This is a genomic window from Pseudoalteromonas sp. SWYJZ98 (assembly GCF_015864495.1).
In the GTDB taxonomy this organism is placed as follows: domain Bacteria; phylum Pseudomonadota; class Gammaproteobacteria; order Enterobacterales; family Alteromonadaceae; genus Pseudoalteromonas; species Pseudoalteromonas distincta.
In genome coordinates this window covers 1-25,297 of the sequence record NZ_JADYXA010000020.1, presented here as the reverse complement: position 1 = coordinate 25,297, position 25,297 = coordinate 1, and the positions used below count along the sequence as shown (strand labels likewise).

The following is a 25,297-nucleotide window of genomic DNA, read 5'->3' as shown; positions in this document are numbered from 1 at the left end:
TATAACTACTTAGCATTTTTTGTAGTTCAGGAGCACAAGCATTGAGAAAGTTTTTAATATTAACCCTTAGCTTGGCTTGTGCTTACTTTTTTACTGGGTATTTTAGCAACTCACTTCTTTCTGTAGATGGCTATGCGGTTGCCTCTTGGCCGCCCTCAGGAATTGCTTTAGCGAGCTTTTTAATTTGGGGACGTAAGTCATTTATTGGCCTTATTATTGGTGCTTTTTGTACTAACTTAATTCATCTTGATAACACCGTAGATATTCTTCATTTTAATGTGCTTTTACAAGCTATTTGCGTCACTTTAGCCTCTGTTTTACAGGCTTGGATTGGTCGTCAAATTATAGTAAATGTTATAAAGACTCCACTAGATTTATCTTCTTTAAAACACAGTGTGCAGAGCTTAATAGTAGCAGGACCAATATGTTGTGTTATTGCTGCAGGTGTAGGAACAAGTTTATTAGCATTGAATAATGTGATTCCGACCAATGCTATTTTTGATAACTTTATAGCATGGTGGATTGGCGACAGTATTGGCGTACTTATATTTACACCTTTAGTACTCGCCGCTTTTAATTACACACAAGTACGCCACCGTATGCTGGTAATTTTACCCTCGCTATTAATTTACATACTGATCAGCGCTAGTTTTTATGGCGCTGCTAGTGTTAAAAAAGAAAAAGATATTCAAAAGCAAGAAGCCAAAATACTTACTGTGCAAAATGCTATAAGCCAAAAGCTTGATGGTATTACTGCTCATTTAGGCTTATTAGCTACATATTTTGCTAGTAGTAGTGACGTGGATTTTAAAGAGTTTAAACAATTTACTTCAAAGCAGTTGGACTACAGCCAAGAAATTCTAGCTTTCGAATGGATACCTTATATACCAGCAAATAAACTCGCAGATTTTGAGACACATGAAAATCCAGCCACAGGCAAACCTCTATACATAAAAGAAAAGTCACTAGATGGAGCTTGGCAACCAGCAGGTACGCGTAGTAATTACTTTCCAGTAAAGTACGTATATCCCTTAAAAGGTAATGAAGATGTTTTAGGGTTTGATTTAGCTTCTAGTAAAGTAAGAGGTGCAGCGCTTAGCAAAGCGAAAGAGCTTAATGAACTTGCACTAAGTGAGCCAATTAACTTGGTCCAAAATACAGCCGAACACGGTGTGCTTTTTTTATATCCTGTTTTTAGAGAGTCCTCTACCGAAGATGATTTTCAAGGCTTTGTGGCAGCGATTGTCAGCCTGAAACGCTTATCGCAAACATTATTATTTGATCACAACAACTCAATTTCAGCTAGCTTTTTTGATACAACGATACCAAGGAAAAAGCAGGCAATTTATATTGCAGATACCGCTAATTCGCAAGCGCTATTTAAAGAATATCAATTGTTGATTGGAAAGCGTATGTGGCAGGTTGAGTTATATGAGCCAATAGTTAGAACGTCTTGGTTAGTATATTGGCTTGCACAAATAGTAGGTATGTTGTTTGTGTGGTTACTGATTACATTTTTGATTTCAGTTACTGGTACAAACATACAAATTCGCGAACAAGTGGCCAAGCAAACACATACACTACGCAAAGAAAAACAAAAAGCAGATGAAGCGAGTCATATAAAGGGGCAGTTTTTAGCAAACATGAGCCACGAAGTCCGCACCCCTATTAACGGTATAAAAGGGCTGCATTATTTAGCGCTCCAGCAAAACGATTGGCAACAAGCTAGAAGTTACATAGAGCAAGCAGATGGGGCACTTGGTGTTTTACTGAGGGTATTAAACGATGTGCTCGACTTTTCAAAAATGGAAGCAGGCAAGCTAGACTTAATGCAAGAGCCTATTAATGTAGCGAGTTTAGCGGATGAAATGCTTAATTTACTTCAGTTTGAGGCTGACATTAAATCAATAAAGTTAAGTCTCGATTTTGATAAAACATCAAATTTGGTCATTAATACCGATCCAATCCGCTTAAAACAAGTGCTGCTGAACCTGCTCAATAATGCGGTTAAATTTACAGGGGAAGGTGAAATCACTCTGAAAATTTGGCAATCGAAAAAAATGACTTATTTTAGTATTAACGATACGGGTATTGGTATTAGTAGCGAAGCACAAAAACAATTGTTTAAACCGTTTTCGCAAGCCGATAGCTCAACCTCACGCCAATATGGTGGTACAGGCTTAGGATTAAGTATTTGCAGAAAACTAGTTGAGTTAATGGGTGGTGCAATTGATTTAGTTAGTTATGAAGGTAAAGGCTCTACATTTACATTTAGTTTGCCGCTAATATCGCCTTTACCAAAGGCAGAGCAAATTCAGCAGCAATACAACGAAATAGACGTAAGTACATTATCATTTACAGGCTATAAATTACTTTTAGTAGAAGATAATCCACTTAATCAGCATGTTGCTAATGCTATTTTAAAAACGAAAGGCTGTATTGCCGACATTGCTAACGATGGTTTTGAAGCCATAGAAAAGCTAGCCGAAAATAGCTACGACATTGTGCTTATGGATATTCAAATGCCAAAAATGGATGGACTCAAAGCAACAAAAGTAATTCGTCGTGATTTAGAGTTAATTGATTTACCCATAATAGGGCTATCGGCGAACGCCCATGACGATGACGTTAAAAAGGCACTAGCCTGTGGAATGAATGGCTATATTACCAAACCTATTGATGCAAATACGCTTTTTAAAACTCTTTGGCATCACTTATCAGGAAAATAGGCTATATCATTTTTTTGCACAAAAAGCAGACATATGACCGCTAAAACTTACCGCAAATCATATAGACTTGAAAAATAACTGTATCTGCGTATCATGCGCGCAAATTTAACTAAACTGGGTTGCTATTATGATCAATAGAAAATTACCTTTGCTAGATATTCACCGCCATTTAGACGGTAATGTACGTGCGCAAACCATATTAGAACTTGGTCGACAGTTTAATATAGAGCTACCTGCAGATAACGTTGAAGCATTAATCCCTCATGTTCAAGTTATTGATCCTGAACCAAACCTCATGGCTTTTTTACAAAAGTTAGATTGGGGAGTTACTGTGCTTGGCGACTACGATGCGTGTAGACGTATCGCAATTGAAAACATTGAAGATGCACAAGCACAAGGTCTTGATTATGTGGAGCTTCGATTTAGCCCTTACTACATGGCACAAAGCCAAGGTTTACACCCAGAAGGCGTTGTAGAGGCAGTTGTTGATGGTATTAAATCAGCAACAAAGGGCGCAAATATAAAAGCTAACTTGATTGGTATTTTATCGCGTACTTATGGCGTAAAAACGTGTCAAAAAGAGCTTGATGCATTACTCGCATTTAAAAAGGATTTAGTCGCTGTTGATTTAGCCGGTGACGAAATTGGCTTCCCGGGTGAGTTGTTTGTAGAGCACTTTAAACAAGTACGAAATGCGTATTTAGCTTCGACTATTCATGCTGGAGAAGCACTTGGTGCTCCAAGTATTTGGCAAGCAATTAATGAGTTGGGTGCGAGCCGAATAGGGCATGGCGTTAAAGCAATTGAAGATCCAAAACTAATGGATTATTTACGCGATAACCGTATTGGTATTGAGTCATGCTTAACAAGTAATATTCAAACCAGTACAGTAAACGATTTAACTAAGCACCCACTTAAACAGTTTTTAGATTATGGTATTTTAGCGTGTATTAATACTGATGATCCTGCGGTTGAAGGTATTGAAATTGAGTATGAATATACCGTTGCTGCACCTAAAGCTGGCTTATCTCAAGCTGATATGGAAAAAGCTCAAAAAAATGCGTTAGAAATAGCATTTTTAAGCGATGGCGATAAAAAAGAACTTTTAGCACTCGTTAGCGCACGTTAATTTAAGAGCATTAAAAATGCCGCTTTATATAAGCGGCATTTTTGTATCTGCAATTTAGTGTGTTTGGCAGCTTATGTAATTATCGTAAAGTGCTTTAAGTACATCTGCTCGGCTGATCATACCGATTACTTTAATGCCCTCTACAACAGGGTAGTTTTTTGGTTTACCAGGCTGCATCTGCTGTGCAAGCTCAATAATGTTGGTATCGCCGCTAACGGTCACTACCTCTGTTTGCATAAGCTGCGATACTTTAACCATCCCATCACAAAAATAACTGCTTTGAGTAAGTGGTTGTAACAGCTCTTGCTCTGATATAAATCCAACTAAGTATTTATCTTTATCAAATACTGGTGCGCCAAGTAGTTTAAATTTTTGTAGTTCTGCTATGGCTGTCGTCATTTCTGTATCTGGTGTGATATTTGGCAACTTGCGTTGCATAAAATCTTTTACTTTTGTATTTAGCATTTGGGTCTCTCCCGCTGATGTTCTATACAAAGTATGGTTTATAGATAGGGATTTAGGAAATTGTTTATATTGATGGAGTTGATAGGTTTTAACTATTAAATATTTGTTGTTATAAAAATAAAGGCACCGATTAGGTGCCTTTATTTATAACTGAAAGTAAATTTCAATTATTTGATAAATGCGAATGCATCTGCGTACATGTTTTCACGAATTGCACCATGAGTAATAAAGTCATCACGGACAATACCTATCATGTCAAAACGACCTGCCATATAAATATCGTATGGTTCTAGTGACACAATATCTTGCATTACTGCTTTGTGTACATAGCCAGTGTGTCCTTGCCAATTAGCAGATGGATTTTCTACTACAGGAATAAACTTAAAATTCTCATGGCTATCTGCCCATGCTTGCATTTCTGTGTGTGCGTATAAAGCAGATTCTTCTTTTACGCCCCAGTAAAACAATACAGGACGGTCACATTTTATTTCAGCTAAATGATCAGCCATTGATTTTGCGTATGAAAAACCAGTACCACCGGCGAGTAAAATAATAGGGCGCTCACATTGCAGGCGCAACTGTGAAATACCCAAGCCAGCTTCAATGTCTACTAACTGCCCTGTGGTATGGGCGTTTCGTAAATGCTCTAACGATTGCATTGCATACGAATCGGCACCTGAGGCGCCAATATGCAGTTCTATTGCATCGCACTGTGAAGGGCGACTAGCTATAGAAAAAGCACGTTTGTCTTTTTCGCCTAATACGAGTTGCATGTATTGGCCAGCTTCAAAGGTCACAGGTTGTTGTGGCTTTAAAATTACTTTATGAACAAATTCTGTAAGTGGGCTGATAGCTACAACTTCAGCTTTTAATGTTTGCATTTTTTACCTTTTAGCAGCGCTTGTAACAGCAGATACGCAATCGAATAGCTCGATTCTAGCATATCTGCAGGGTTATTTTATAGCCTGATATGTACTTACATATAAACACTTAAACAATATTAAGGCTTTCCCAAATATCATCTACACGGTCTTTGGTGTCTTTATCCATAACAATAGGCTCGCCCCATTCGCGGGTGGTTTCGCCAGGCCATTTATTGGTAGCATCCATCCCCATTTTTGAACCAAGACCTGAGACTGGCGATGCAAAATCGAGATAATCAATAGGTGTGTTCTCTATTAATGTTGTATCACGCGCTGGATCCATTCGGGTTGTTATAGCCCAAATAACATCTTCCCAATCGCGGGCGTTAACATCGTCATCGCAGACGATTACAAATTTGGTGTACATAAACTGACGTAAGAACGACCAAACTCCCATCATCACGCGCTTAGCATGGCCTGGATATTGTTTTTTCATTGTTACAATCGCCATACGATATGAGCACCCTTCAGGCGGAAGGTAAAAGTCGACAATTTCAGGGAATTGCTTTTGTAGTATCGGCACAAACACTTCATTAAGTGCCACACCTAAAATAGCAGGCTCATCAGGCGGACGGCCGGTAAATGTGCTGTGATAAATAGGATCTTTACGATGCGTTAAATGAGTGACCGTCATTACTGGAAAGTCATCGACTTCATTATAGTAACCGGTATGGTCACCATAAGGGCCTTCTGGCGCCATTTCACCAGGCATTATGTAACCTTCAAGTACTATTTCTGCACTGGCAGGGACTTGTAGGTCATTTGAAATAGATTTTACAACTTCGGTTCTGCTGCCACGTAATAACCCAGCGAATGCATATTCGCTTAGAGTGTCAGGTACAGGCGTTACGGCACCTAATATAGTGGCAGGATCGGCACCTAATGCTACCGATACAGGGTAGGGTTGCCCTGGGTTTTCTTTACACCATTCTTGAAAATCAAGCGCGCCACCACGATGTGACAACCAGCGCATAATTATTTTATTTTTGCCTAATAATTGCTGGCGATAAATACCTAAATTTTGGCGCTTTTTATAAGGCCCTTTAGTAACTGTAAGGCCCCAAGTAATTAATGGCGCTGCATCACCTGGCCAGCAATGTTGAATAGGTAATTTAGTTAAATCTACATCATCACCTTCTAAAACTACTTGCTGGCAAGGTGCTTTTTTAACTTCTTTTGCAGGCATATTAAGCACTTGCTTAAAAATAGGTATAGCGCCTAGTGCTTCTTTAATACCCTTTGGTGGATCAGGTTCTTTTAAAAAAGCGAGTAGCTTACCCACTTCGCGAAGCTCGCTAACATCTGTTTGGCCCATGCCCATTGCTACGCGTTTTGGTGTACCAAATAAGTTGGTAAGTACCGGCATATCGTAGCCTTTTGGGTTTTCAAATAATAACGCAGGGCCTTTTGCACGCAATGTGCGATCAGATATTTCGGTCATTTCAAGATACGGGTCGATTTCTTGGGTGATACGTTTAAGTTCGCCTTTTTTTTCAAGCAAATCGATAAAATCACGTAGATCTTTATATTTCATTGTGGGCCGCTATTAAGCAAAAGAGTTAAAGTATTATACCCATTTCATGCAAGGCAAGTCATTACTTGCACTTAAAACTTAAAGCGCTCTACGGCACTCGTTAAAGAGTGTGCAAGTTGGTTTACGTCTTCACTTTCGCTTGCTAGGGTTGTCGCATTTTGGGCATTCAAGGTTGCTTGCTCTGTCACCTTTGCCATTATTTGTTGAATGTCGCCACTGTTAGTCAATTGCTCATGTGATGCATGAGCAATTTGCTCACTCATCTGATTAACAGACAACAATGTGCTTTTAATACGCTCTACGGCTTTATTTAGTTCAATGCTGTTTTTAACACATTGCTTGGCTTGGTATTGGCCATCAGTAATGTGTTCTTGAGTTGTTTTAGTGTGTTGTTGCAATGTTTGGATCATGGTGTTTATTTCGCTAGTCGAGGTTTGTGTACGAGCAGCTAATGATCGAACCTCATCAGCAACTACAGCAAACCCGCGTCCGTTTTCACCCGCTCGCGCTGCTTCAATTGCAGCATTAAGTGCTAGTAAGTTAGTTTGCTCGGCAATGCTACTAATTGTTTCAACAATGGCTTCAATAAGCTGGGTGTACTGTGCGAGTACTTCTGTGCTGCCTACTGCTTTATCAAGGCGCTGCAATAAAGTTTCTATACTTAGACTATTTTGATTAGCAATCTCGTTTACATCATTTGCAAATTGCGATGCATTGGTTATTTCACTTGATGTTTTATCAGCTTGCTCATAAACCGCTTGTGAGTTGGTTAGCATATTTTGTGCAAGCGATGTTGCCTGCGCGCTTCGCTCTAACTGCTGTTGTGCAACAACCGTCATTTGCTGACCTTTTTCACTGGTTTTAATAGCGCTGCGGTCTAGTTTGTGGGCGTCGCTACTAATTGCACCAATTAGGTTAGTAAGGTCTTCACTGAGTTTATTTATGTTATTTAGCAAAGTACCAAATTCATCTTTACTACGTGGGTGGCTTCGCTTTGATAAATCACCTGAGGCGATTCGGGCTAAATCGCGGTTTACTTTTTTAAGCGGTTTTAGCATTGCGCGAGTTGTAAAAATAGAGATTGCGATAATCAATATAATTAAAACAATCGTAATAATTACTACAGAACTAATCCCTGTATTTATGGCGGCCTTTGCATTAGTTTGTAAGGCATTAAAGCGCTCATCAGCCAATTTATTAAGTTCAATAAGCTGACCTTCTGTTGTTATAAATTGCTGTTGAAAGTGTTCAAAATTTTGAGCCGCAGCAATAGCACTTTTGAGTACTTTATTTTGTTGGGCGTAAATTCCTGTATCGTTGTTAAGTAACTCTCTTAATTGATTAAACTTAGCCGTTAAATTTTTAGCATTAAACGCATTATCAAAAGGTAGCGCTTGTTGCTCTAAATAGGTGAAATTAGGTTGGATGTTATCTAGTAGAAATAGAGTATCTTGCTGATGACTATTTAAATCATTGATACTTGCAGTTTGAGTAATGCTTTTTATATTATTGCTTAAGTTAAACAATAAATCATCTATACGGGTCGCTGTTCCAAACATAGCATTAAGTAACGCCTGCTGTTTTACAGGCACTTCTAAAAGTTCTATATCAAGTAAGTTAGAACTTAAATTGTAAAGTTGCTCGTTAAACGTTGCTGATAATTCTATGGTGGAATTTTGCGCTACAAACTTACGCTCTTTAGCGCTAAACATTGCGATACTTACTTCAGTCAGTTGCTCGAAACCTGCGTTGGTACTGGTGAGTAAATTTTGCATTGTTATTTGTTGATTTAGTTGAGTGCTTAACAAATTGAGCATATCGCTAAATTGTTGTTGCTCAACTTGCGCCTGTTTTTTATTTTGTTGAAGTAAATCAAGGTTTGCTTGGCTGTAAGCTAAGGCGTTAAATTTGGTAATAGACAGTAATGATAGCCTTAAATCTTTGCTGAACTGTTGTACCGGAACCGCTAATTTTTCGGTTCGGGTATTGTTAACGCTAATTTTGTTTAATGACCAATAAAAAAATACACTACTTGTTAGCACCAATATGCCAATGGCTGTAAAGGCTAAAATTATTTTATGTTTGATCGCAATTGAACGCATAACTTCATCACAATAATGGGTCTTTAATTATTGTAGCATTATTGTGATTTATTGGTTGTTTTTATGTTAAACCTTGGTGCACTGTCTTTTTTTACCTGCAATGATTAACATGGCTTCCTTACCCTTACCCCAAAACAGTACCTCTTCACTTATATATTTATTCCCAGATGCACTTTTTTCGTGATTAAGTACATGCACTTTATTGTTAAAGATAAGTTCGGCTTCAGAATTATTAATAATATTGAGTTTTACGCTCTCATCATCGCATTGGTAAGCAGTACTGGTTTTTAAATCACTACATGCGGTTAAGCTTAGTAAAATAGCGATTAATGCTAAATATACTTTCATTTTTCCTCCCATCTTCTTTAAACGTTAGTTAAAACACAGGGCAAAATTTTAATCTAATGTAAGAATAACAAAGCAAAATTAACCGTTGGTGAAAGTAGCGCTTTAAGTTATGTTTATAGCAATATTTTTTGAGCTCGGAAGCTTTATGGCAGGCACTAACCTTTTAACGTTATTAGATGATATAACCACTTTACTTGATGACATTGCGACAATGAGTAAGGTTGCAACAAAAAAAACAGCGGGTGTATTAGGCGATGACTTAGCGCTCAATGCACAGCAGGTTACAGGTGTAGCAGCAGAGCGTGAATTACCGGTTGTTTGGGCTGTGGCAAAGGGCTCATTTTTAAATAAAGCGATACTCGTACCCGCTGCTTTATTAATAAGCGTATGGCTGCCTTGGTTAATAACACCGCTTTTAATGATGGGTGGTTTGTTTTTATGTTTTGAGGGAGCTGAAAAAGTATTTGCTAAGTTTTTGCCTCATAACAGTGAAGCGGTAGACGAGGGTGAGAAATTAGATTTAGTTGAGTACGAAAAACAAAAAATAAAAGGGGCAATAAGAACCGACTTTATTCTTTCTGCCGAAATTATTGTGATTACTTTAGGTACTGTGGCAGGTGCTACATTGCTTAATCAAGCTTTAGTGCTTTGTGTTATCGCAATTATAATGACTATTGGTGTTTATGGCTTAGTGGCAGGTATTGTAAAACTGGATGATGCCGGGCTTTATTTACTCAACCAATCAAAGGTAACAGCTAATAAATTTAAAGAATTACTTGGGAAAGGCTTACTCGCAGCAGCGCCTAGGTTGATGCAGTTTTTAGCATTTGCGGGCACCATCGCGATGTTTTTAGTCGGTGGCGGGATTTTAGTACATGGTGTTGAGTTACTGCATCATACTCAAGTCGATGTAACAAACTATGCCCAATCTGTTGCTGGCGGTACAGGAGAGGTATTAGCTCCTCTATTGTTTGATGGTTTGCTAGGCGTGATTGCTGGCTTAGTTGTTGTGCTTATACATGTAGGTTATACAAAATTATTTAAAAAATAATTCCAAGCTGGCGTACTTGTTGCGCCAGCTATATTGAAATTCACTCATTCACAGTTAGCTATTTTACAAAGAGATTCCAATTCAAATTGTGCTTTAGTATTTTTTTGCTCAATGGCCTTTTTGTACCAATAAATAGCCTGCTGTTGATCCTGATCTATTCCCTGACCATCACGATACATTTGCGCTAAATTTAATTGCCCCCATTGAGAGCCCGCTTCAGCAGCTTGTTTAAAGCTATTAAATGCTTCAACAAACAAACCATCTTTAAAATAAATAATGCCTTGTTGATTGTTTTTATCGAGCTTTAAGCCTTTATATAGTGGCTTAGGTTTGGGAGGATGCATCACAAACCCACCATAAAGGATGTTGGCATAGGGGCGCAGCACGTCGTAAATAGCTTCGTCGTTGTAAAGGCGTGCTACTTCATCACGAGGGAGGGTGATTGTTTTAGTGGAAAAGTAATTGTCTTGAATTAGCTGGCTAGTACGCATTGCCAAAGTAATACTATTATTACGTTTATAGCTGTAGTTGCTTATCTGAAAGGTAATAAATTGTTCGTCAAAATTTAAAACTTGAGCAATTCTTAAATTGGTTAGGGTCCAGGGCTCGTGTGTAAATTTGTCGGCGTGTACTAAGTAAGTATCATATATTTTAGGCGTATTTAAATAGCCTTCCTTTCGAGACTCGCTATTAAGGTGCTGTTGATAAAAAAATAAAACAATCCAAAGTAATAAAAATACACCAATAAAGTATTTAGGTAGGCTTAGTTTTTCTATTAACGGTAGTTGCGTTATTTTTACAGGTTCGCTTTTTCCGCATTGATAGCACTCGCGTTTATAACTTAATTTTAAGGCAAGCATAGGTAAAATACTAAACCGTAAATAGCGGCTTTTATTTACTAAATGGTAGGCGTCGCTTTGACAATGAGGGCAGCGTGTTGTTTGTGCAAAATGTGGAAATGATTCACTCGTGTTGAAAAGTAACATAAAGCACGCTCCTTGTTTAATTACCTAAAGGTAAAACAAGAAGCGTGTTAGTTAAAGCCACAAACTGTAAGTAAGTATGTCAGTTATTACTTATTTTGAGCTTTAGGCTTAATTGTTGTTTTTGCATCAGCAGCCATTAGAGCAAATACAGCGTATGCAGCGGTATTTTGACGCAGCTTAGCAGGTGTTACTTTATCAAGCGTATCGTCAGCTGTATGATGGTAATCAAAGTAATCTGTTCCATCTTGAGCAAGTTCAAAAATAGGTGCTGAGGTTGCTGCTTTAAGTGGAATTAGATCAGGGCCACCATTCGCTTGGTTTTTACCAATATGCTCAATATTTAACGGCGCAAGTTCTTTTGCAATAGCACGCACTACAGGAAGTGACTCTGCGCTTACGTTCGATTCAAAAGCATATACAACATCAGCGCCAAAATCAGACTCAGCTGCTGCAACAATATTGCTTAGCTCGTTTTTATGCTCTGTAAAATAAGCTTTTGCACCCCAAAGACCTAGCTCTTCAGCTGCAAAAAGTACCACACGAATACTTCGCTTAGGACGCTTTACATCGCTAATATGTTTAGCGGCTGCCATTGTTAGTGCAACGCCTGCGCCGTCATCTAGTGCGCCAGTTCCTAAGTCCCAAGAATCTAAATGCCCGCCAATTAATACATATTGCTCAGGGTTTTCGGTACCATTAAATTGGCCAATAACGTTATAACCTGTGCCTTCACCAAGGCTTTCGGTTTGCACATTAATATTTACAGAAACGTCTTTATCTAAAGCAATGAGTCGTGCTATTTGATCGGCATCTGGGTTAGCAATGGTTACATTAGGTATTTTTGTAACACCTTCTTTGTAGTAACTACCGCCAGTGTGTGCAAAACGATGATGACCAGTACTTACCGAGCGCATCATGTAGGCAACAGCCCCTTTTTTAGATGCTTCTATCGCGCCTGTGCCACGTGCTTTTACAGCAGGTCCGTAACCATTCCCGTCTATATCGCGGTTCATGCGGTAATTAATATACGCAATTTTACCTTTTAGGCTGTTCGCCGGTGCGGCTTTTAATTCATCAAGTGTTTCAAATAAGACTACTGGTGCTGTGATCCCATCTTTAGGCGTGCTTATACTGTTACCTAATGCAGTTAAATGTAGAGGTTGCTCGCTTGGTGTTAGTATTTTTCCGCTTTCGCTATAACGGCGCCATTCAGGAAAAGTCGCTTCTTCAAGCCATACTTTATCAAAACCAAGCTCATTAAATTTAGCTTTAGCCCATGCCACTGCTTTTTTATCATTTTCAGTACCAGGTAAGCGAGGTCCTACTTCAGTTGTTAATGACTCTAGTAATTTATAGCTTAAATCACTATTTAGAGCAGAGGTGCGCACTTCATTGACTTGTTGTAATTGCTTTTGGGTAAATTCGGCGTTGTTAGCGTTTGCAGCCATACTGCTAGTAAGCAGCAGTGCGGTAATTAATTTTTTCATTTGGGTAAGCCTTTTTAATAATTAGCGCTATTAGAACATGTAACAAACATGATAAAAAATAGATGAGATGAATAGGCTTTGTAATAGGTTTAATGCTGTTAGGTATAAACGTTTAGATATAAAAAAGCCCGCGTAAATGTACGCGGGCTATATTTTAAAGCTGTTATTTAAGCATTTAATTAAAAGCTAAATTGCGCTGCTAAACGAAGATTTGTGCCCTCGCCAACAGTTACATTACTCGTGCCGCCACCACCTAAATAGCTTTTATCAAATAAGTTTTCGATGTTAAGGCGTAAGTTAATATCGGTATTGCTTAAGTTAAACTTATAAGTGGCGCCTACATCAACACGTGTATAGGCATCTTTAGTAATTGTATTATCGCTATCTGCAAAGCGCTCGCCTTCATAAAAAGCGCCAGCGTTAATGGCAATGGCGTCGTTTAATTCATAACGGGTCCAAAGTGATGCCGACCATTTAGGTGCATCAACAGGGCGTTTGCCTTCCAATACTTCATCGCGTTCAAAGTTAGCATCTAGGTACATAGTTGATGCCATTACAAATAAACGGTCAGTAGCGGCACCTTGAGCGCTTACTTCAACACCTTTATGGCGTTGTTCACCCACTTGGTTTGTTTCACTTGTGAATGAGCCAATAGGCGTCTCAAGCTGTTCGCTAACAAGTGTGCCTTCTTTACTAATATCAAAAATTGCACCTGTTAGTAGTAAACGGTCATCAAATAATTGCCATTTAATACCAATCTCTCTTTGCTCTGAGGTAATGGCATCTAGCTTCATGCCATTATTTACATCGGTTTCATCAATCAGAGTTTCACTACCTTGAGGCTCGAAACCTTCTGAGTAACTAGCGTATATAGTTGCAGAAGCATTTGGGTGATAAAGCACACCTACCTTTGGTACAAATGATTCGTTATCTGCACCTTCTCGTGTTTGTTTATCGTAACGGCCACCTAGCGATAATTGCCACTCTGGTGAGAACGAAATTAAGTCCTGAACGTAAATACCGTAATAGTCGTATTCAGTTTCGCTTACTGTATCATCTGTTTTATAACTTACAGAAGGGCGTGATGGTTCTGCTTGTCCTGCAGAAAAATCAAAGTATTCAGCGGAAGTACGGCGTTGCCCGTAGTAGTAATCTAGCGAGTTTGCGCCAATTAAAAACTGATGCTGTAAGCTGCCTGTTTTAAATTCACCAATAAAATCAATAAATGCAGTTTTAAATTGCCAATCGTCAAAACGGTCGTAAGGGCGAGATTCATAGCTGTCACCTTCAGTAAAGTCGCTAGGCATACGAGGTGCTGACTCAAAGCGTTGGCGCTCAAACGTTTGTTCGTTATAGCCAAGTTTTACTTGCCAGTTATCGGTTAAAAATACTTCAAGGTCTACACCTACGTTTTCTACGGTAATATCGGTAAACGCCCAAGACATATCACGGATTGTTTTATCGCTACCAATTACATTGGCATTATCGTCTATCCATGCGCCCGTATCCAAACCGGCTTCGTCATCTGTGCGGTCGTAATGCACACGTACTAATGCGTTATCGCTAATATCGTAATCTACAACTAAAGCACCTAAAAAGCGGTCACGCTCACGATTTTCACCATTTTGGTACTCACGCCAGTAGTCAACGTCTTGCTTAACTAAAATACCACGAGCACGTAAATCTTCTGATTCAGTTAATGCGCCTGCAGCATCTACCATAAAGCGAGTTGAACCATGCTGATCTACATCGGCACTGGCATTAAATAATGTTTGTGCTGTAGGCTTTTTAGTTACCATGTTAACCAAGCCACCCGGGCCTGACTGACCATATAAAATACTTGATGGGCCTTTAATTACTTCAACTTGTTGCAAAATTTCGATTGGTTGTTGATAGTGTGACCAATGCTGATGACCGTCGCGTAAATAACCTGTCGATGAGCTCAACTCAAAGCCGCGTAAGTTAAATACTTCGCGATTTCGTTGTTGTGAGCCTGCAGTTAAGCTTGCGTCATTTGTGAGTACTTCACCAAGTGTAGTGGCAAGCTGTTCGCTAATAATAGTGTCGGTTATTACAGTGACAGATTGTGCGGTTTCAAGTAATGAAGCTGATGTTCTCATTGCGCCATTAGCGTTATCTACTTTGTAATCGTTAAAGTAGCTACCCTTTACTTCTATGCGCTCAAGGTCGGTAGTGTTTGCATATGTGCTTGTTGAAATGCTTGCTAATAGTGCTATGTAAATAGAATTCAGTTTCATTAATTGCTTCCAGCGTAGATATGTAAAAAACAATCGCGATCTTAATGCAAACCACTATCATTTTCAACATCTTTCATTAACATGTTTTATAATGTGTTTGTTAATGGTTGCCAATTACGAATTCTGCTATTATAAGCTGCATATTAGTGGGGCTTTCTCCCATGTTATTTTATTGCTATGGAACTTACTGTGACTTCAACTGCTTTTTCATCTTTGGCTTTACCGGCTGGACTCGTTGATAACTTATCAACACTTGGTTATGCCCACATGACACCTGTACAAGCGCAAAGTTTGCCGCCTGTACTTGCTGGTAAAGACATCATTGCTCAGGCAAAAACCGGTTCAGGTAAAACTGCTGCGTTTAGCTTGGGTGTGTTAGCTAAATTAAACGTAAAACGCTTCCGTATTCAATCTTTAGTTTTGTGTCCGACTCGTGAACTTGCCGAGCAGGTTGCGGTTGAAATGCGTAAATTAGCACGTGGTATTCATAATATTAAAATATTGACGTTATGTGGTGGTGTATCAATTGGTCCGCAAATAGGCTCGCTCGAACATGGTGCGCATATTATTGTTGGCACGCCAGGGCGTGTTGATGACCATATTCGTAAAGGTACTTTACGTTTAGATGATGTTGAAACATTGGTGCTTGATGAAGCCGATCAAATGCTTGATATGGGTTTTCAAGACACACTTGATGCAATTATTGAGCGTATTCCACAAAATCGTCAAACATTGTTATTTAGCGCTACATTCCCAAGAGCTATTGAAGCAATTGCTAAGCGTGTACTTAAAAATCCAGAAATGGTTAAAGTAGAAGAAGAGCAAGCCAAAAGCACAATTAAGCAGTATTTCTATAAAATGGATAACAATAAGCAGCGCTATCCAACGCTTAAGTTATTACTTCTTAAATTTACACCACAAAGCTGTGTTGTATTTTGTAATACCAAAGTAGAAACTCAACAAGTGTGTGATGATTTAGCTGACGAAGGCTTCAGTGCTGTTGCATTGCACGGTGATTTAGAGCAACGCGATCGTGAACGTACGCTAATTCACTTTTCAAATAAAAGTGCTTCAATACTTGTTGCAACCGATGTTGCTGCACGAGGTTTAGATATTGATGACATGGATATGGTTATTAACTACCATTTAGCACATGACACGCAAACACATGTTCACCGTGTTGGCCGAACTGGACGTGCCGGTAAAAAGGGCATTGCTTGTTCTATTTATGGTGAAGCTGAAGCGTTTAAAATTGCACAAATTGGGGAGCATTACGAGCGTGATATTACTCCAGAGCAAATGCCGCCGTTTAATTTATTAGATAAACCGCCGTACCGACCTGAAATGGTTACTTTGATGATTGATTCAGGTAAAAAGCAAAAAGTACGTGCAGGTGATATCCTTGGTGCTCTAACAGGTAAGGATGGAGTTGCAGGTCGTCAAGTAGGTAAAATTAACGTACTTGATAACGTAGCATTTGTTGCTGTTGAGCGTAATTCATCAAAACCAGCACTTCGCAAACTAACCGAAGGCAACATTAAAGGGCGTAAAATACGCGCTCGTCGCCTTACTCGTTAATTTAAACGGCTAAATTAACAAATTAGCGAGCAGCTACCTTTAGCTGCTCGTATTGTAATTTTATTTTTTTAAACTTAACTTCACAACCATTTGGTTTATCTGGGTGCATTTGTAATGCAAGTTGTCTCCAGCGCTTTTGAACGTTTTTAAGAGTGAAGTTTTCAGGTAACTTCCATTCTAAAGCCAACGCTTTAAATTCATTTTCATTTAATGCTTGTTGTGGTGATGTCGTTTTGAACTGATGCCAAAAACTATTCAAAAGCTCATCAATTTGATCTTCATCCGTATCGTAATTATACCAATCTAAATAATAATCTCGCAAATTTTCGTTTGTTGTCACTAAGCTATTACCTTCTTTTTCTAAAAGCTCGATATGCAGAGTTGAAATGAGTAAACTCTGAGGGCGTAATTGTGCCTGCAGTTGGTACAATGCATTCATAATTAAAAAGTTGCGTTTAAATAAATCACGTTCAGGGCTTTTATCGAGTGTTGTTATTGCGCTGCGGTTTGTCAGTTCTGCTGCTAAAGTATGAACTTGCCAAACCTGCCTTGTTAATATCAGCTCAAAAATCTCATCAATCAGTGGGTTAAGCATTGTTTAGGCCCTAGTAGTTAGTGTATCTTCAATAAAGATTACACTGATATAAGTAACGGTTTGAAGGATTAAAATTATGCTGGGCAAGTTTAAATGCCTCTTATTTACTATATGCTGTGTACTAATAGCTCCTAGCTTTGCCAAAAATAGTGATTCGTTATTTGAGCAATTCAAAAACGAAGTGCAGTGGGAGCCTAAATTACAATTAGCAAATACGTTACTTGCTAATAAAAACGTTTCTAAAAAAGAGCGTGTCGCTGTTTATTCGGCATTAGGTAATAGTGCGTTATCGGCTGATAATTTTAAAGAATCTTTACACTATTTTAAATTATTAGAAAAAAACACTTCAGATACTTTCTTTCCTGACGAGCACTTTCGTGCAATAAAAATGCAAGGTGTAGCACTTTTTTATCAAGGCCTATTTCAAAAGGCCATAAGTGAATATACCCGCACCCTAGTATTAGCTGAAAAAAATGAACAACTACTTGAACAAGCAAATTTACTAAATAATATTGGTTTGGCTTATTTTAATATGAATAAGCTAGGCGATACCCTAGAGTTTTACTTAAAGGCAAAAGCTATTTACGAAGCGCACGGTAGTGAGCAAGATCAAACCGACATATTACTTAATATAGCAGGCGTTTATATACGCTTATCACGCTACGATAGTGCATTTAGTCTTTATCAAGATGTACTTAAAGTTTATCAGCGGTTAGATGATAAAAGTGGTATTGCGCAGGTATACAACAATATGGGTGTTGCTCATATGGAGAGTAATCAATTTGACTTAGCACTTCATTATTACCAGCTAGCGCTGCGTTATTATATTTCAGCCAATGATTACAATAAGTTATCTACGCAATATACTAACTTGGCAAATACTAATTTAGTGTTAAAAAAAGTAGATGAAGCGTACGAGCAAGCTAAATTAGGTGAGTACTATGCGCTTAAAATAGGTAACCATAATTTAGAGCTTAATGCGCTACATGCGCTTGGTAAAATTCAATTCGTTAAAGGCAACTTAGAAGACGCGAAAATAAGTTTAGATAGAGCTATTTCACTTGCTCATGAATATGGCAGTGAACGAATAATTAGGGAGGGTTTAGGGACTAAAGCACTACTTGAAGCCAGTAAAGGCGATTATTCAAGCGCAATGGCCTTGCAACAAGAATATATTAGTGAGCTACGAAAGCTCAGAAGTACAGCAATTATAAATGCACTAGCGGTACTTCAGCATCAATTTAAAGCAACACAATTAAACCAAGAGATAGAAAAACTTAAACAAGATCGACGTGTGCAAGAGCTAAAAATGTCGCAGCGTTCTCAGCTTACTTTATTCTCTTTTTTACTATTACTTTTAGTTGTTATAACTGGTATTGCGCTTTATCGCCGTGGTGCAGAAAAACGCGCTAAGCAGCAGTTAACAGAGCAAGTTATGCAACGTACTGCAGAATTGCAGGCGATAGCACAAGAGCTAAGAGAAGCTAACGATGTTAAAAGCCAGTTTTTGGCCAATATTAGTCACGAAATTCGCACTCCACTAACGGCTATTTTAGGGCAAACAGATGCTTTAATTAACGAATTATATGAGCCGGAGTCACTTAAAGACGAATTAAGAGTAATTCAGCGCCATAGCGACCATTTAAAAAGTTTAATAAACGACGTACTCGATTTAAGTAAAATCGAAGCTAATAGGTTAGAGTTAAATATTTCGTGCTTTGATATTGTTGAGCTTGTAAATGACGTACATGCAATGTTTATCACTCAAGCAAAAGCAAAAAATCTACGCCTTATTTTAGATAATCAAGTGGGTAATGAGTTTTACACTAAGCTGGATTTAATACGTGTAAAACAGATTCTTATAAACTTATGTGCTAATGCTATTAAGTTTACTCACGCTGGCCAAATTATTATTGCTTTAAATAAGAGTGAGCAAGGGCTAGTGATTATTGTAAAAGATACCGGTATTGGTATGAGCTCTAAACAGTTAAAGCTTATTTTTGAATGCTTTAGCCAAGCTGATAACAGCATTAGCCGTCGCTTTGGGGGGACAGGATTAGGCCTTAGCTTATCGCAACAATTAGCCGCGATGATGGGCGGTTATATCAGTGTACAAAGTGAATACAGAAAGGGCAGTCAGTTCTCGTTCTTTTTACCGTGCGCAGAAGTAAATAAATCGCAAAGCCTGATTGAAACTCAAAGTGCTCCTAAGGTAAATAAGCAATTGGCAGGGCGTGTTGTACTTGCAGAAGATCATCCTGATAATCGAAGGTTAATAAGCCGCTATTTACGTTCAATGGGGCTCGAGGTTATTGCCGTTGAAAACGGTGAGCAAGCGGTAGAGCAGTGCTTAAAAGAGTATCCTGATTTAGTGCTACTCGATATTCAAATGCCTGTAATGGACGGGCGTTCTGCTTTTCAGCTATTAAAACAGTGTGGTTTTGAGCGGCCTATTTTTGCTTTAACTGCAAATGCTATGAGTCATGAAGTGGATGGCTATTTAGAGTTAGGGTTTAGTGGTTACTTAGGTAAACCGATAGATAAAGATTCATTTTATAAAGCGCTTTCTAATCACCTACATAGTGCAGAAGATCAGCCAATTGCACAGCAAAATGAAGTTGATATGAGCGATCTTGTCATTAGTTTTAAGCAAAGCTTTGCTTTGGAGAGTGAAACGATTACACAGCATTTTATAAGTGAAGATTTAGCTGCGCTACAAAAAGATAGCCATCGTATTTTAGGCGCGGCGCAAATGTTTGGTTTAGATGAAATAGCGCAATCAGCTCAAAGTTTAGATAGAGCACTTTTACGCAGGACCCAAAAAAGTAGTGCGAATGACTTTAAAGCGCTCGTTGATACGCTGCAGAGTGTACTTAAAAAGTATAACGAAAGTTAAACTGTGTTTAATCCAGATATAAAAAAAGCGCCTTAGGCGCTTTTTTTATTCAGCTAAAACGCTTTATTGGCGTCTCATCGAATCAAAAAATTCATCATTGGTTTTGCTCATCGATAGTTTATCGATTAAGAATTCCATCGCATCAATTTCTGACATGTCATGAACAATTTTACGTAAAATCCAAAGCTTTTGAAGCTCATCTGATTTTGTTAGTAATTCTTCACGACGAGTGCCTGAACGATTAAAGTCGATAGCAGGGAATACACGTCTTTCCGCAATTTTACGGTTAAGGTGAAGTTCCATGTTACCAGTACCTTTAAACTCTTCGTAGATAACTTCATCCATTTTAGAGCCGGTATCGATAAGAGCTGTAGCTATGATTGTTAAGCTACCACCTTCCTCAACGTTACGTGCAGCACCAAAGAAGCGCTTAGGCTTGTGTAATGCGTTAGCGTCAACACCACCAGTAAGTACTTTACCTGATGAAGGAATAACGGTGTTATAAGCACGTGCTAAACGAGTGATTGAGTCCAATAAGATAACAACATCTTTTTTATGTTCAACTAAACGTTTTGCTTTTTCGATAACCATTTCGGCAACTTGTACGTGACGAGAAGCTGGCTCATCGAACGTTGATGCAATAACTTCACCTTTAACTAGGCGTTGCATCTCTGTTACTTCTTCCGGACGTTCATCAATAAGTAAAACCATTAATGTTACATCAGGGTGATTATGCGTAATTGATTGTGCAATGTTTTGAAGTAGCATTGTTTTACCCGCTTTTGGCGGAGCTACTAACAAGCCACGTTGGCCGCGGCCAATAGGAGATGCTAAATCAAGTACACGGGCTGTAATATCTTCTTTACTGCCGTTACCACGTTCCATGCGAAAACGTTCGTTTGCATGTAGTGGAGTAAGGTTTTCAAAAAGAATTTTAGTTCGAGAGTTTTCAGGTTTATCAAAGTTAACTTCATTTACTTTGAGTAAAGCAAAGTAACGTTCACCGTCTTTAGGTGGACGAATAAGGCCTGAAATTGAATCGCCAGTACGCATGCTGAAACGGCGAATTTGGCTAGGTGAAACATAAATGTCATCTGGCCCAGCTAAGTAAGAGGCTTCTGATGATCTTAAGAAGCCGAAACCATCTTGTAAAATCTCTAATACACCGCCGCCGAAGATATTCTCTCCGCCTTTGGCATGGGATTTAAGAATGGCAAAAATGATATCTTGCTTTCTTAAGCGGGCTACGTTTTCGAGCCCCATGGACTCAGCTAAGTCTACAAGCTCTTTAATCGACTTGTCTTTTAATTCGCGTAAATGCATATTGGTGGGTTCTTTATTACAGTTGTCATACTCAAAATCGCTTTGATCGTTGAGTGAGGTTTGTTGAATATAACTAAGGATTAGTTGGCTTTATAAACTAGCAGTTCACTGGCAAAGCGTCCAGTCTTTATACAAAATAAATTTAAAAAAGGGCAAAAAAGCCCTTTCTATTGTTCTAGCTTACCGTTAGATGTTGTTTTCTAAAAACTCGATAAGTTGAGTTTTTGAAAGAGCACCTACTTTCGTTGCAGCTACTTGGCCATCTTTAAAAAGAAGTAAAGTAGGGATACCACGAATACCAAACTTTGGCGGTGTGCCAGCATTTTGGTCAATATTTAATTTAGCAACAGTCACACGGCTGTCGTATTCATCAGCAACTTCGTGAAGAATAGGGGCGATCATTTTACAAGGTCCACACCATTCAGCCCAGAAATCTACTAGTACTGGTTTGTCTGATTGTAATACGTCAGCTTCAAAGCTATCGTCAGTAATTTGGATTATTTTCTCGCTCATTGCGCTCTCCGATTTAGTTAGGCGAAATATTTAGTGCGTATTTAAACACTCTTGTTTCTTATTGCAAGTTTAAACGTTATGCTTAAACGCTATGACTAAGACACATTTAACCGATAAAAAGTTTTCAGACTTTGCTATCGCACCGGAAGTGGTTGCCGGTTTAACCGAGAATGGGTTTGAATATTGCACACCTATTCAAGCAAAATGCCTACCTTTTATTTGTGATGGACGCGATATCGCGGGCCAAGCTCAAACGGGTACAGGCAAAACGTTGGCGTTTTTAACTGCCACGTGCCATCGGTTATTACAATCTAGCAAAGCACCTAGTAAACATCCAAGAGCCCTGATCATGGCCCCTACTCGGGAGCTTGCGATTCAGATACACAAAGATGCTAAAATTTTAGCGCCGCACTGTAATCTTAACTTAGGTTTAGTATATGGTGGCGAAGATTACGAAAAACAACGTGCACAACTAGAAAAAGGCGTTGATATTTTAATTGGTACTACAGGTCGCCTAATTGATCTGTATAAGCAAGGCTGTTACACCCTTAATGAAATTGAGGTAGTCGTGCTGGACGAAGCCGATCGTATGTTCGATTTAGGTTTTATCAAAGATATTCGCTATATGTTCGATCGCATGCCAGATACATCAAAGCGTTTAAACTTATTATTTTCTGCCACATTATCGTACCGCGTACAAGAATTAGCTTTTGAGCACATGACAAACCCAGAGCATGTTCAAATTGAACCTGACGTTAAAACGGGTAAACGTATTCAAGAAGAGCTATTTCATCCTTCGCAAGAAGATAAAATTAAGCTGTTGTTAACCTTAATTGAAGAAGAATGGCCAGAGAAAGCAATCGTGTTTGCAAATACCAAGCATAGTTGTGAAACAGTATATGCTTGGCTTAAATCAGACGGTCATCGTGTAGGTATGCTTACTGGTGATGTTAACCAGAAAAAACGCCAAACTATATTAGCGCAATTTAGCAAAGGTGATTTAGACTTTTTAGTTGCGACCGATGTTGCAGCGCGTGGTCTTCATATTCCAGAAGTAAGTCATGTGTTTAACTTTGATTTACCTGACGATTGTGAAGATTATGTTCACCGTATTGGCCGTACTGGCCGCGCTGGTGCATCAGGCCACGCAATTAGTTTTGCATGTGAGCAATATGCATACAACCTGCATGAAATTGAAGAATATATAGAGCACAGCATTCCTTTATCACATTATGATAAAACAGCATTGCTAGATGATTTAACTCAGCCTATTATTCAAAGAAAGCGCAACTATTCAACAGGTCCACGTAACCGTAGTAATAACAGCGGACGTCGCCCAAATAATAGTTACCAAAAAGGACGGTCGTAAGCGACCGTTTGTATAAGTAGTAGTAACTAGAGGTTTTTGAACGGTGGGGCAACTTAAACCGCAAAAAAATGTGTACGCAGTTATTGATTTGGGCTCAAATAGCTTTCATATGCTTATTGCCAAATCAATTGCTGGCGGTCTACAAACAATTGGACGTGTTAAACGCAAAGTCCGATTAGCCGCAGGGCTTGATAAAGGAAACGTATTAAGCACTGAAGCAATGCAGCGAGGCTGGGAATGCCTTGCCCTTTTTGCTGAGCGTCTACAAGATATCCCAGACAAAAACATCACCATAGTAGCAACAGCTACCTTACGCTTAGCAACTAACGCCGACGTATTTAAAAATCATGCCGAAAAAATTCTAGGTCATAACATTAATGTTATTAGCGGAGAATTAGAAGCGCGCACAATTTATAAAGGTGTTGCCCATACTTCATCTTGTACTGGCAAACAGCTTGTTATTGATATTGGTGGTGCAAGTACAGAAGTTGTAATTGGTAAAGCATTTGATGCCCTACATTACAAAAGCCTCAATATGGGCTGTGTTACCTATCTTGAACGCTATTTTAAAGATTGCCAACTAAGTAAAAGTAACTTTAACGCAGCAATAAAAGCGGCTCGTACAGTCATTGATGAAATTTCTCCAGAGTATAAAGCAGCTGGATGGCAAACTGCATCTGGAGCTTCTGGTACAGTACAAGCAATTCAAGAAATTATGGTCGCGCAAAATCTTGACGACTTACTTACACTTGAAAAGCTCAACACTATAAAAGATCAAGCAATTGCATTTAGCACTATTGCAGCGCTAGACCTTCCTGGATTAAGTGAAGACCGTCGACTGGTATTTGTATCAGGACTCGCAATCTTAATCGCACTATTTGAATCTCTTGAAATAGAAAAAATGGGATTGGCGGGCGGAGCACTGCGTGAAGGTGTTTTATATAGCATGGTTCCGGAGTTTCATAATAACGATATTCGCAAACGCACAGTTGATGGGTTTATGAGTCGTTATCACGTTGATCAAAAACAAGCGTGTCGAGTTTCAAGCTTAGCTATGCAGTTAGCGGTAAATATTGATAAAGATTGGCCAATTGAAAGTTTAAATGGGTTACCACTATTAAAAGCGGTAGCGCAGCTTCATGAGATTGGATTACTAATAGAGTATAAGCAGTACCATAAACATACCGCTTATATTTTGGAAAATACCGATATGCCTGGTTTTTCACAGTCAGAGCATAAATTAATAGTAGCGGTAGCAGATGCACATCGATCTGATTTTCCAAAAGGCTGTTTTAATTCACTCGGGGTAAATAGTCTATTAGCGCAATATATAGTGAGATTACTACGAATATCAGTCATCTTATCAATGCGAAGACAAGATGATGTACTGCCTAAGTTTGAGTTAACTGCTAAAAATGAAGTGTTAGACCTTAAGTTTGAAAGTAACTGGTTAAAAGATCATCCATTAATGGCCAGCGAGCTACAACAAGAGTCTAAACAGCAAGGTAAACTTGGCTGGAAGCTCATAGTAAACTAACCAAAAAGGCCCATCAGGGCCTTTTTAGTGTTTAAAGTAACCATTTCGATGTAAATATGTGCGAACAGCACATTATTTCAAGTTTTCTTCAAAAAAGGGTTGATCTGTTTTCGGATCTCCCTATAATGCGACCCCACTGAGACGGTAAACGCTAACNGGTTGATCTGTTTTCGGATCTCCCTATAATGCGACCCCACTGAGACGGTAAACGCTAACGCATAGCGAGGCACGAACTACTCAGGGTGTTAAGTAAAACTTAGATTGAATCTTTTTAGAAAGTTTAAATTTAAGTGTTGACAAAAAAATAGGAAAGCGTATTATTCGCATCCCTTGAGACGATAAAGCGACTCAAGACGTTCTTTAACAATATAAAGCAATCATCTGTGTGGGCACTCGTACAGATTGAGTTCTAACAGCCAACCTACTTAGGTAGCGAGGTAAAAAAATTAGAGTCTCAATTGAAACTGAGTGACC

Annotated in this window: 18 protein-coding genes; 7 read left to right on the top strand and 11 right to left on the bottom strand. The window is 38.8% G+C overall.

Annotated features, from left to right (window positions below):
- The first annotated feature begins 41 nt into the window (after positions 1-41).
- Both I6F10_RS12420 and add read left to right on the top strand, forming a co-directional pair.
- Positions 42-2,729: a CHASE domain-containing protein gene (locus tag I6F10_RS12420; protein ID WP_165743267.1), complete on the top strand. Its 2,688-nt coding sequence runs from the start codon at positions 42-44 to the stop codon at positions 2,727-2,729.
- A gap of 127 nt (positions 2,730-2,856) precedes the next feature.
- Complete coding sequence (add, locus tag I6F10_RS12415; RefSeq protein ID WP_165743268.1) at positions 2,857-3,858, top strand: adenosine deaminase; 1,002 nt, start codon at positions 2,857-2,859, stop codon at positions 3,856-3,858.
- 54 nt (positions 3,859-3,912) lie between these two features.
- On the opposite strand, the gene I6F10_RS12410 is transcribed toward add, so the two are convergent.
- The 5 genes from I6F10_RS12410 to I6F10_RS12390 all read right to left on the bottom strand — a co-directional run bounded on the left by I6F10_RS12410 (position 3,913) and on the right by I6F10_RS12390 (position 9,230).
- Complete coding sequence (locus tag I6F10_RS12410; RefSeq protein ID WP_165743269.1) at positions 3,913-4,323, bottom strand: CBS domain-containing protein; 411 nt, start codon at positions 4,321-4,323, stop codon at positions 3,913-3,915.
- 167 nt (positions 4,324-4,490) lie between these two features.
- On the bottom strand, positions 4,491-5,204 hold the full coding sequence (gene fre / locus I6F10_RS12405) for an NAD(P)H-flavin reductase (RefSeq protein ID WP_149594663.1): 714 nt from the start codon (positions 5,202-5,204) through the stop codon (positions 4,491-4,493).
- A gap of 109 nt (positions 5,205-5,313) precedes the next feature.
- Positions 5,314-6,780 carry a 4-hydroxy-3-polyprenylbenzoate decarboxylase gene (gene ubiD / locus I6F10_RS12400; RefSeq protein WP_002960958.1) on the bottom strand — a complete coding sequence of 489 codons (1,467 nt, stop codon included), beginning with the start codon at positions 6,778-6,780 and terminating at the stop codon, positions 5,314-5,316.
- 71 nt (positions 6,781-6,851) lie between these two features.
- Positions 6,852-8,882, bottom strand: a complete 2,031-nt coding sequence (locus tag I6F10_RS12395) for a methyl-accepting chemotaxis protein (protein ID WP_165743270.1) — start codon at positions 8,880-8,882, stop codon at positions 6,852-6,854.
- Between the two features lie 66 nt (positions 8,883-8,948).
- Entirely contained in the window at positions 8,949-9,230 is a 282-nt protein-coding gene (locus tag I6F10_RS12390; protein WP_024605925.1) for an MliC family protein, read from the bottom strand.
- A gap of 145 nt (positions 9,231-9,375) precedes the next feature.
- On the opposite strand from I6F10_RS12390, the gene I6F10_RS12385 reads away from it, so the two are divergent.
- Complete coding sequence (locus tag I6F10_RS12385) at positions 9,376-10,281, top strand: DUF808 domain-containing protein (RefSeq protein WP_024605924.1); 906 nt, start codon at positions 9,376-9,378, stop codon at positions 10,279-10,281.
- A 44-nt stretch (positions 10,282-10,325) separates the two neighbouring features.
- On the opposite strand, the gene I6F10_RS12380 is transcribed toward I6F10_RS12385, so the two are convergent.
- The 3 genes from I6F10_RS12380 to I6F10_RS12370 form a co-directional block, all read right to left on the bottom strand.
- Positions 10,326-11,267 (bottom strand): tetratricopeptide repeat protein, encoded by a 942-nt coding sequence (locus I6F10_RS12380; protein ID WP_197098914.1) that lies wholly within the window; start codon positions 11,265-11,267, stop codon positions 10,326-10,328.
- Positions 11,268-11,353: 86 nt separating this feature from the next.
- Entirely contained in the window at positions 11,354-12,754 is a 1,401-nt protein-coding gene (locus I6F10_RS12375; RefSeq protein WP_165743271.1) for a M20/M25/M40 family metallo-hydrolase, read from the bottom strand.
- Positions 12,755-12,933: 179 nt separating this feature from the next.
- Positions 12,934-15,012, bottom strand: a complete 2,079-nt coding sequence (locus I6F10_RS12370; RefSeq protein WP_165743272.1) for a TonB-dependent siderophore receptor — start codon at positions 15,010-15,012, stop codon at positions 12,934-12,936.
- Positions 15,013-15,201: 189 nt separating this feature from the next.
- Here I6F10_RS12370 and dbpA point away from each other — a divergent pair, with 189 nt between their 5' ends.
- Positions 15,202-16,590, top strand: a complete 1,389-nt coding sequence (gene dbpA, locus I6F10_RS12365) for an ATP-dependent RNA helicase DbpA (RefSeq protein WP_165743273.1) — start codon at positions 15,202-15,204, stop codon at positions 16,588-16,590.
- Positions 16,591-16,612: 22 nt separating this feature from the next.
- Here the strand turns inward: dbpA and I6F10_RS12360 are convergent, their stop codons facing one another.
- Positions 16,613-17,185 (bottom strand): DNA-J related domain-containing protein, encoded by a 573-nt coding sequence (locus I6F10_RS12360; RefSeq protein ID WP_165743274.1) that lies wholly within the window; start codon positions 17,183-17,185, stop codon positions 16,613-16,615.
- A 76-nt stretch (positions 17,186-17,261) separates the two neighbouring features.
- Here I6F10_RS12360 and I6F10_RS12355 point away from each other — a divergent pair, with 76 nt between their 5' ends.
- Positions 17,262-20,081: a tetratricopeptide repeat-containing hybrid sensor histidine kinase/response regulator gene (locus I6F10_RS12355; protein ID WP_165743275.1), complete on the top strand. Its 2,820-nt coding sequence runs from the start codon at positions 17,262-17,264 to the stop codon at positions 20,079-20,081.
- A 63-nt stretch (positions 20,082-20,144) separates the two neighbouring features.
- On the opposite strand, the gene rho is transcribed toward I6F10_RS12355, so the two are convergent.
- Together rho and trxA are read right to left on the bottom strand one after the other, a co-directional pair.
- Positions 20,145-21,404: a transcription termination factor Rho gene (gene rho / locus I6F10_RS12350; RefSeq protein ID WP_165743276.1), complete on the bottom strand. Its 1,260-nt coding sequence runs from the start codon at positions 21,402-21,404 to the stop codon at positions 20,145-20,147.
- Positions 21,405-21,590: 186 nt separating this feature from the next.
- The gene (gene trxA, locus I6F10_RS12345; RefSeq protein ID WP_002960942.1) at positions 21,591-21,917 is read right to left on the bottom strand and encodes a thioredoxin TrxA; all 327 of its coding nucleotides are present in this window, start codon (positions 21,915-21,917) and stop codon (positions 21,591-21,593) included.
- Between the two features lie 91 nt (positions 21,918-22,008).
- Between trxA and rhlB the strand changes: the two genes are divergently transcribed.
- A complete protein-coding gene (gene rhlB, locus I6F10_RS12340) occupies positions 22,009-23,286 on the top strand; it encodes an ATP-dependent RNA helicase RhlB (RefSeq protein ID WP_002960940.1) in 1,278 nt (425 codons plus the stop codon).
- Positions 23,287-23,329: 43 nt separating this feature from the next.
- Complete coding sequence (gene gppA / locus I6F10_RS12335) at positions 23,330-24,823, top strand: guanosine-5'-triphosphate,3'-diphosphate diphosphatase (RefSeq protein ID WP_165743277.1); 1,494 nt, start codon at positions 23,330-23,332, stop codon at positions 24,821-24,823.
- Positions 24,824-25,297: the final 474 nt, after the last annotated feature.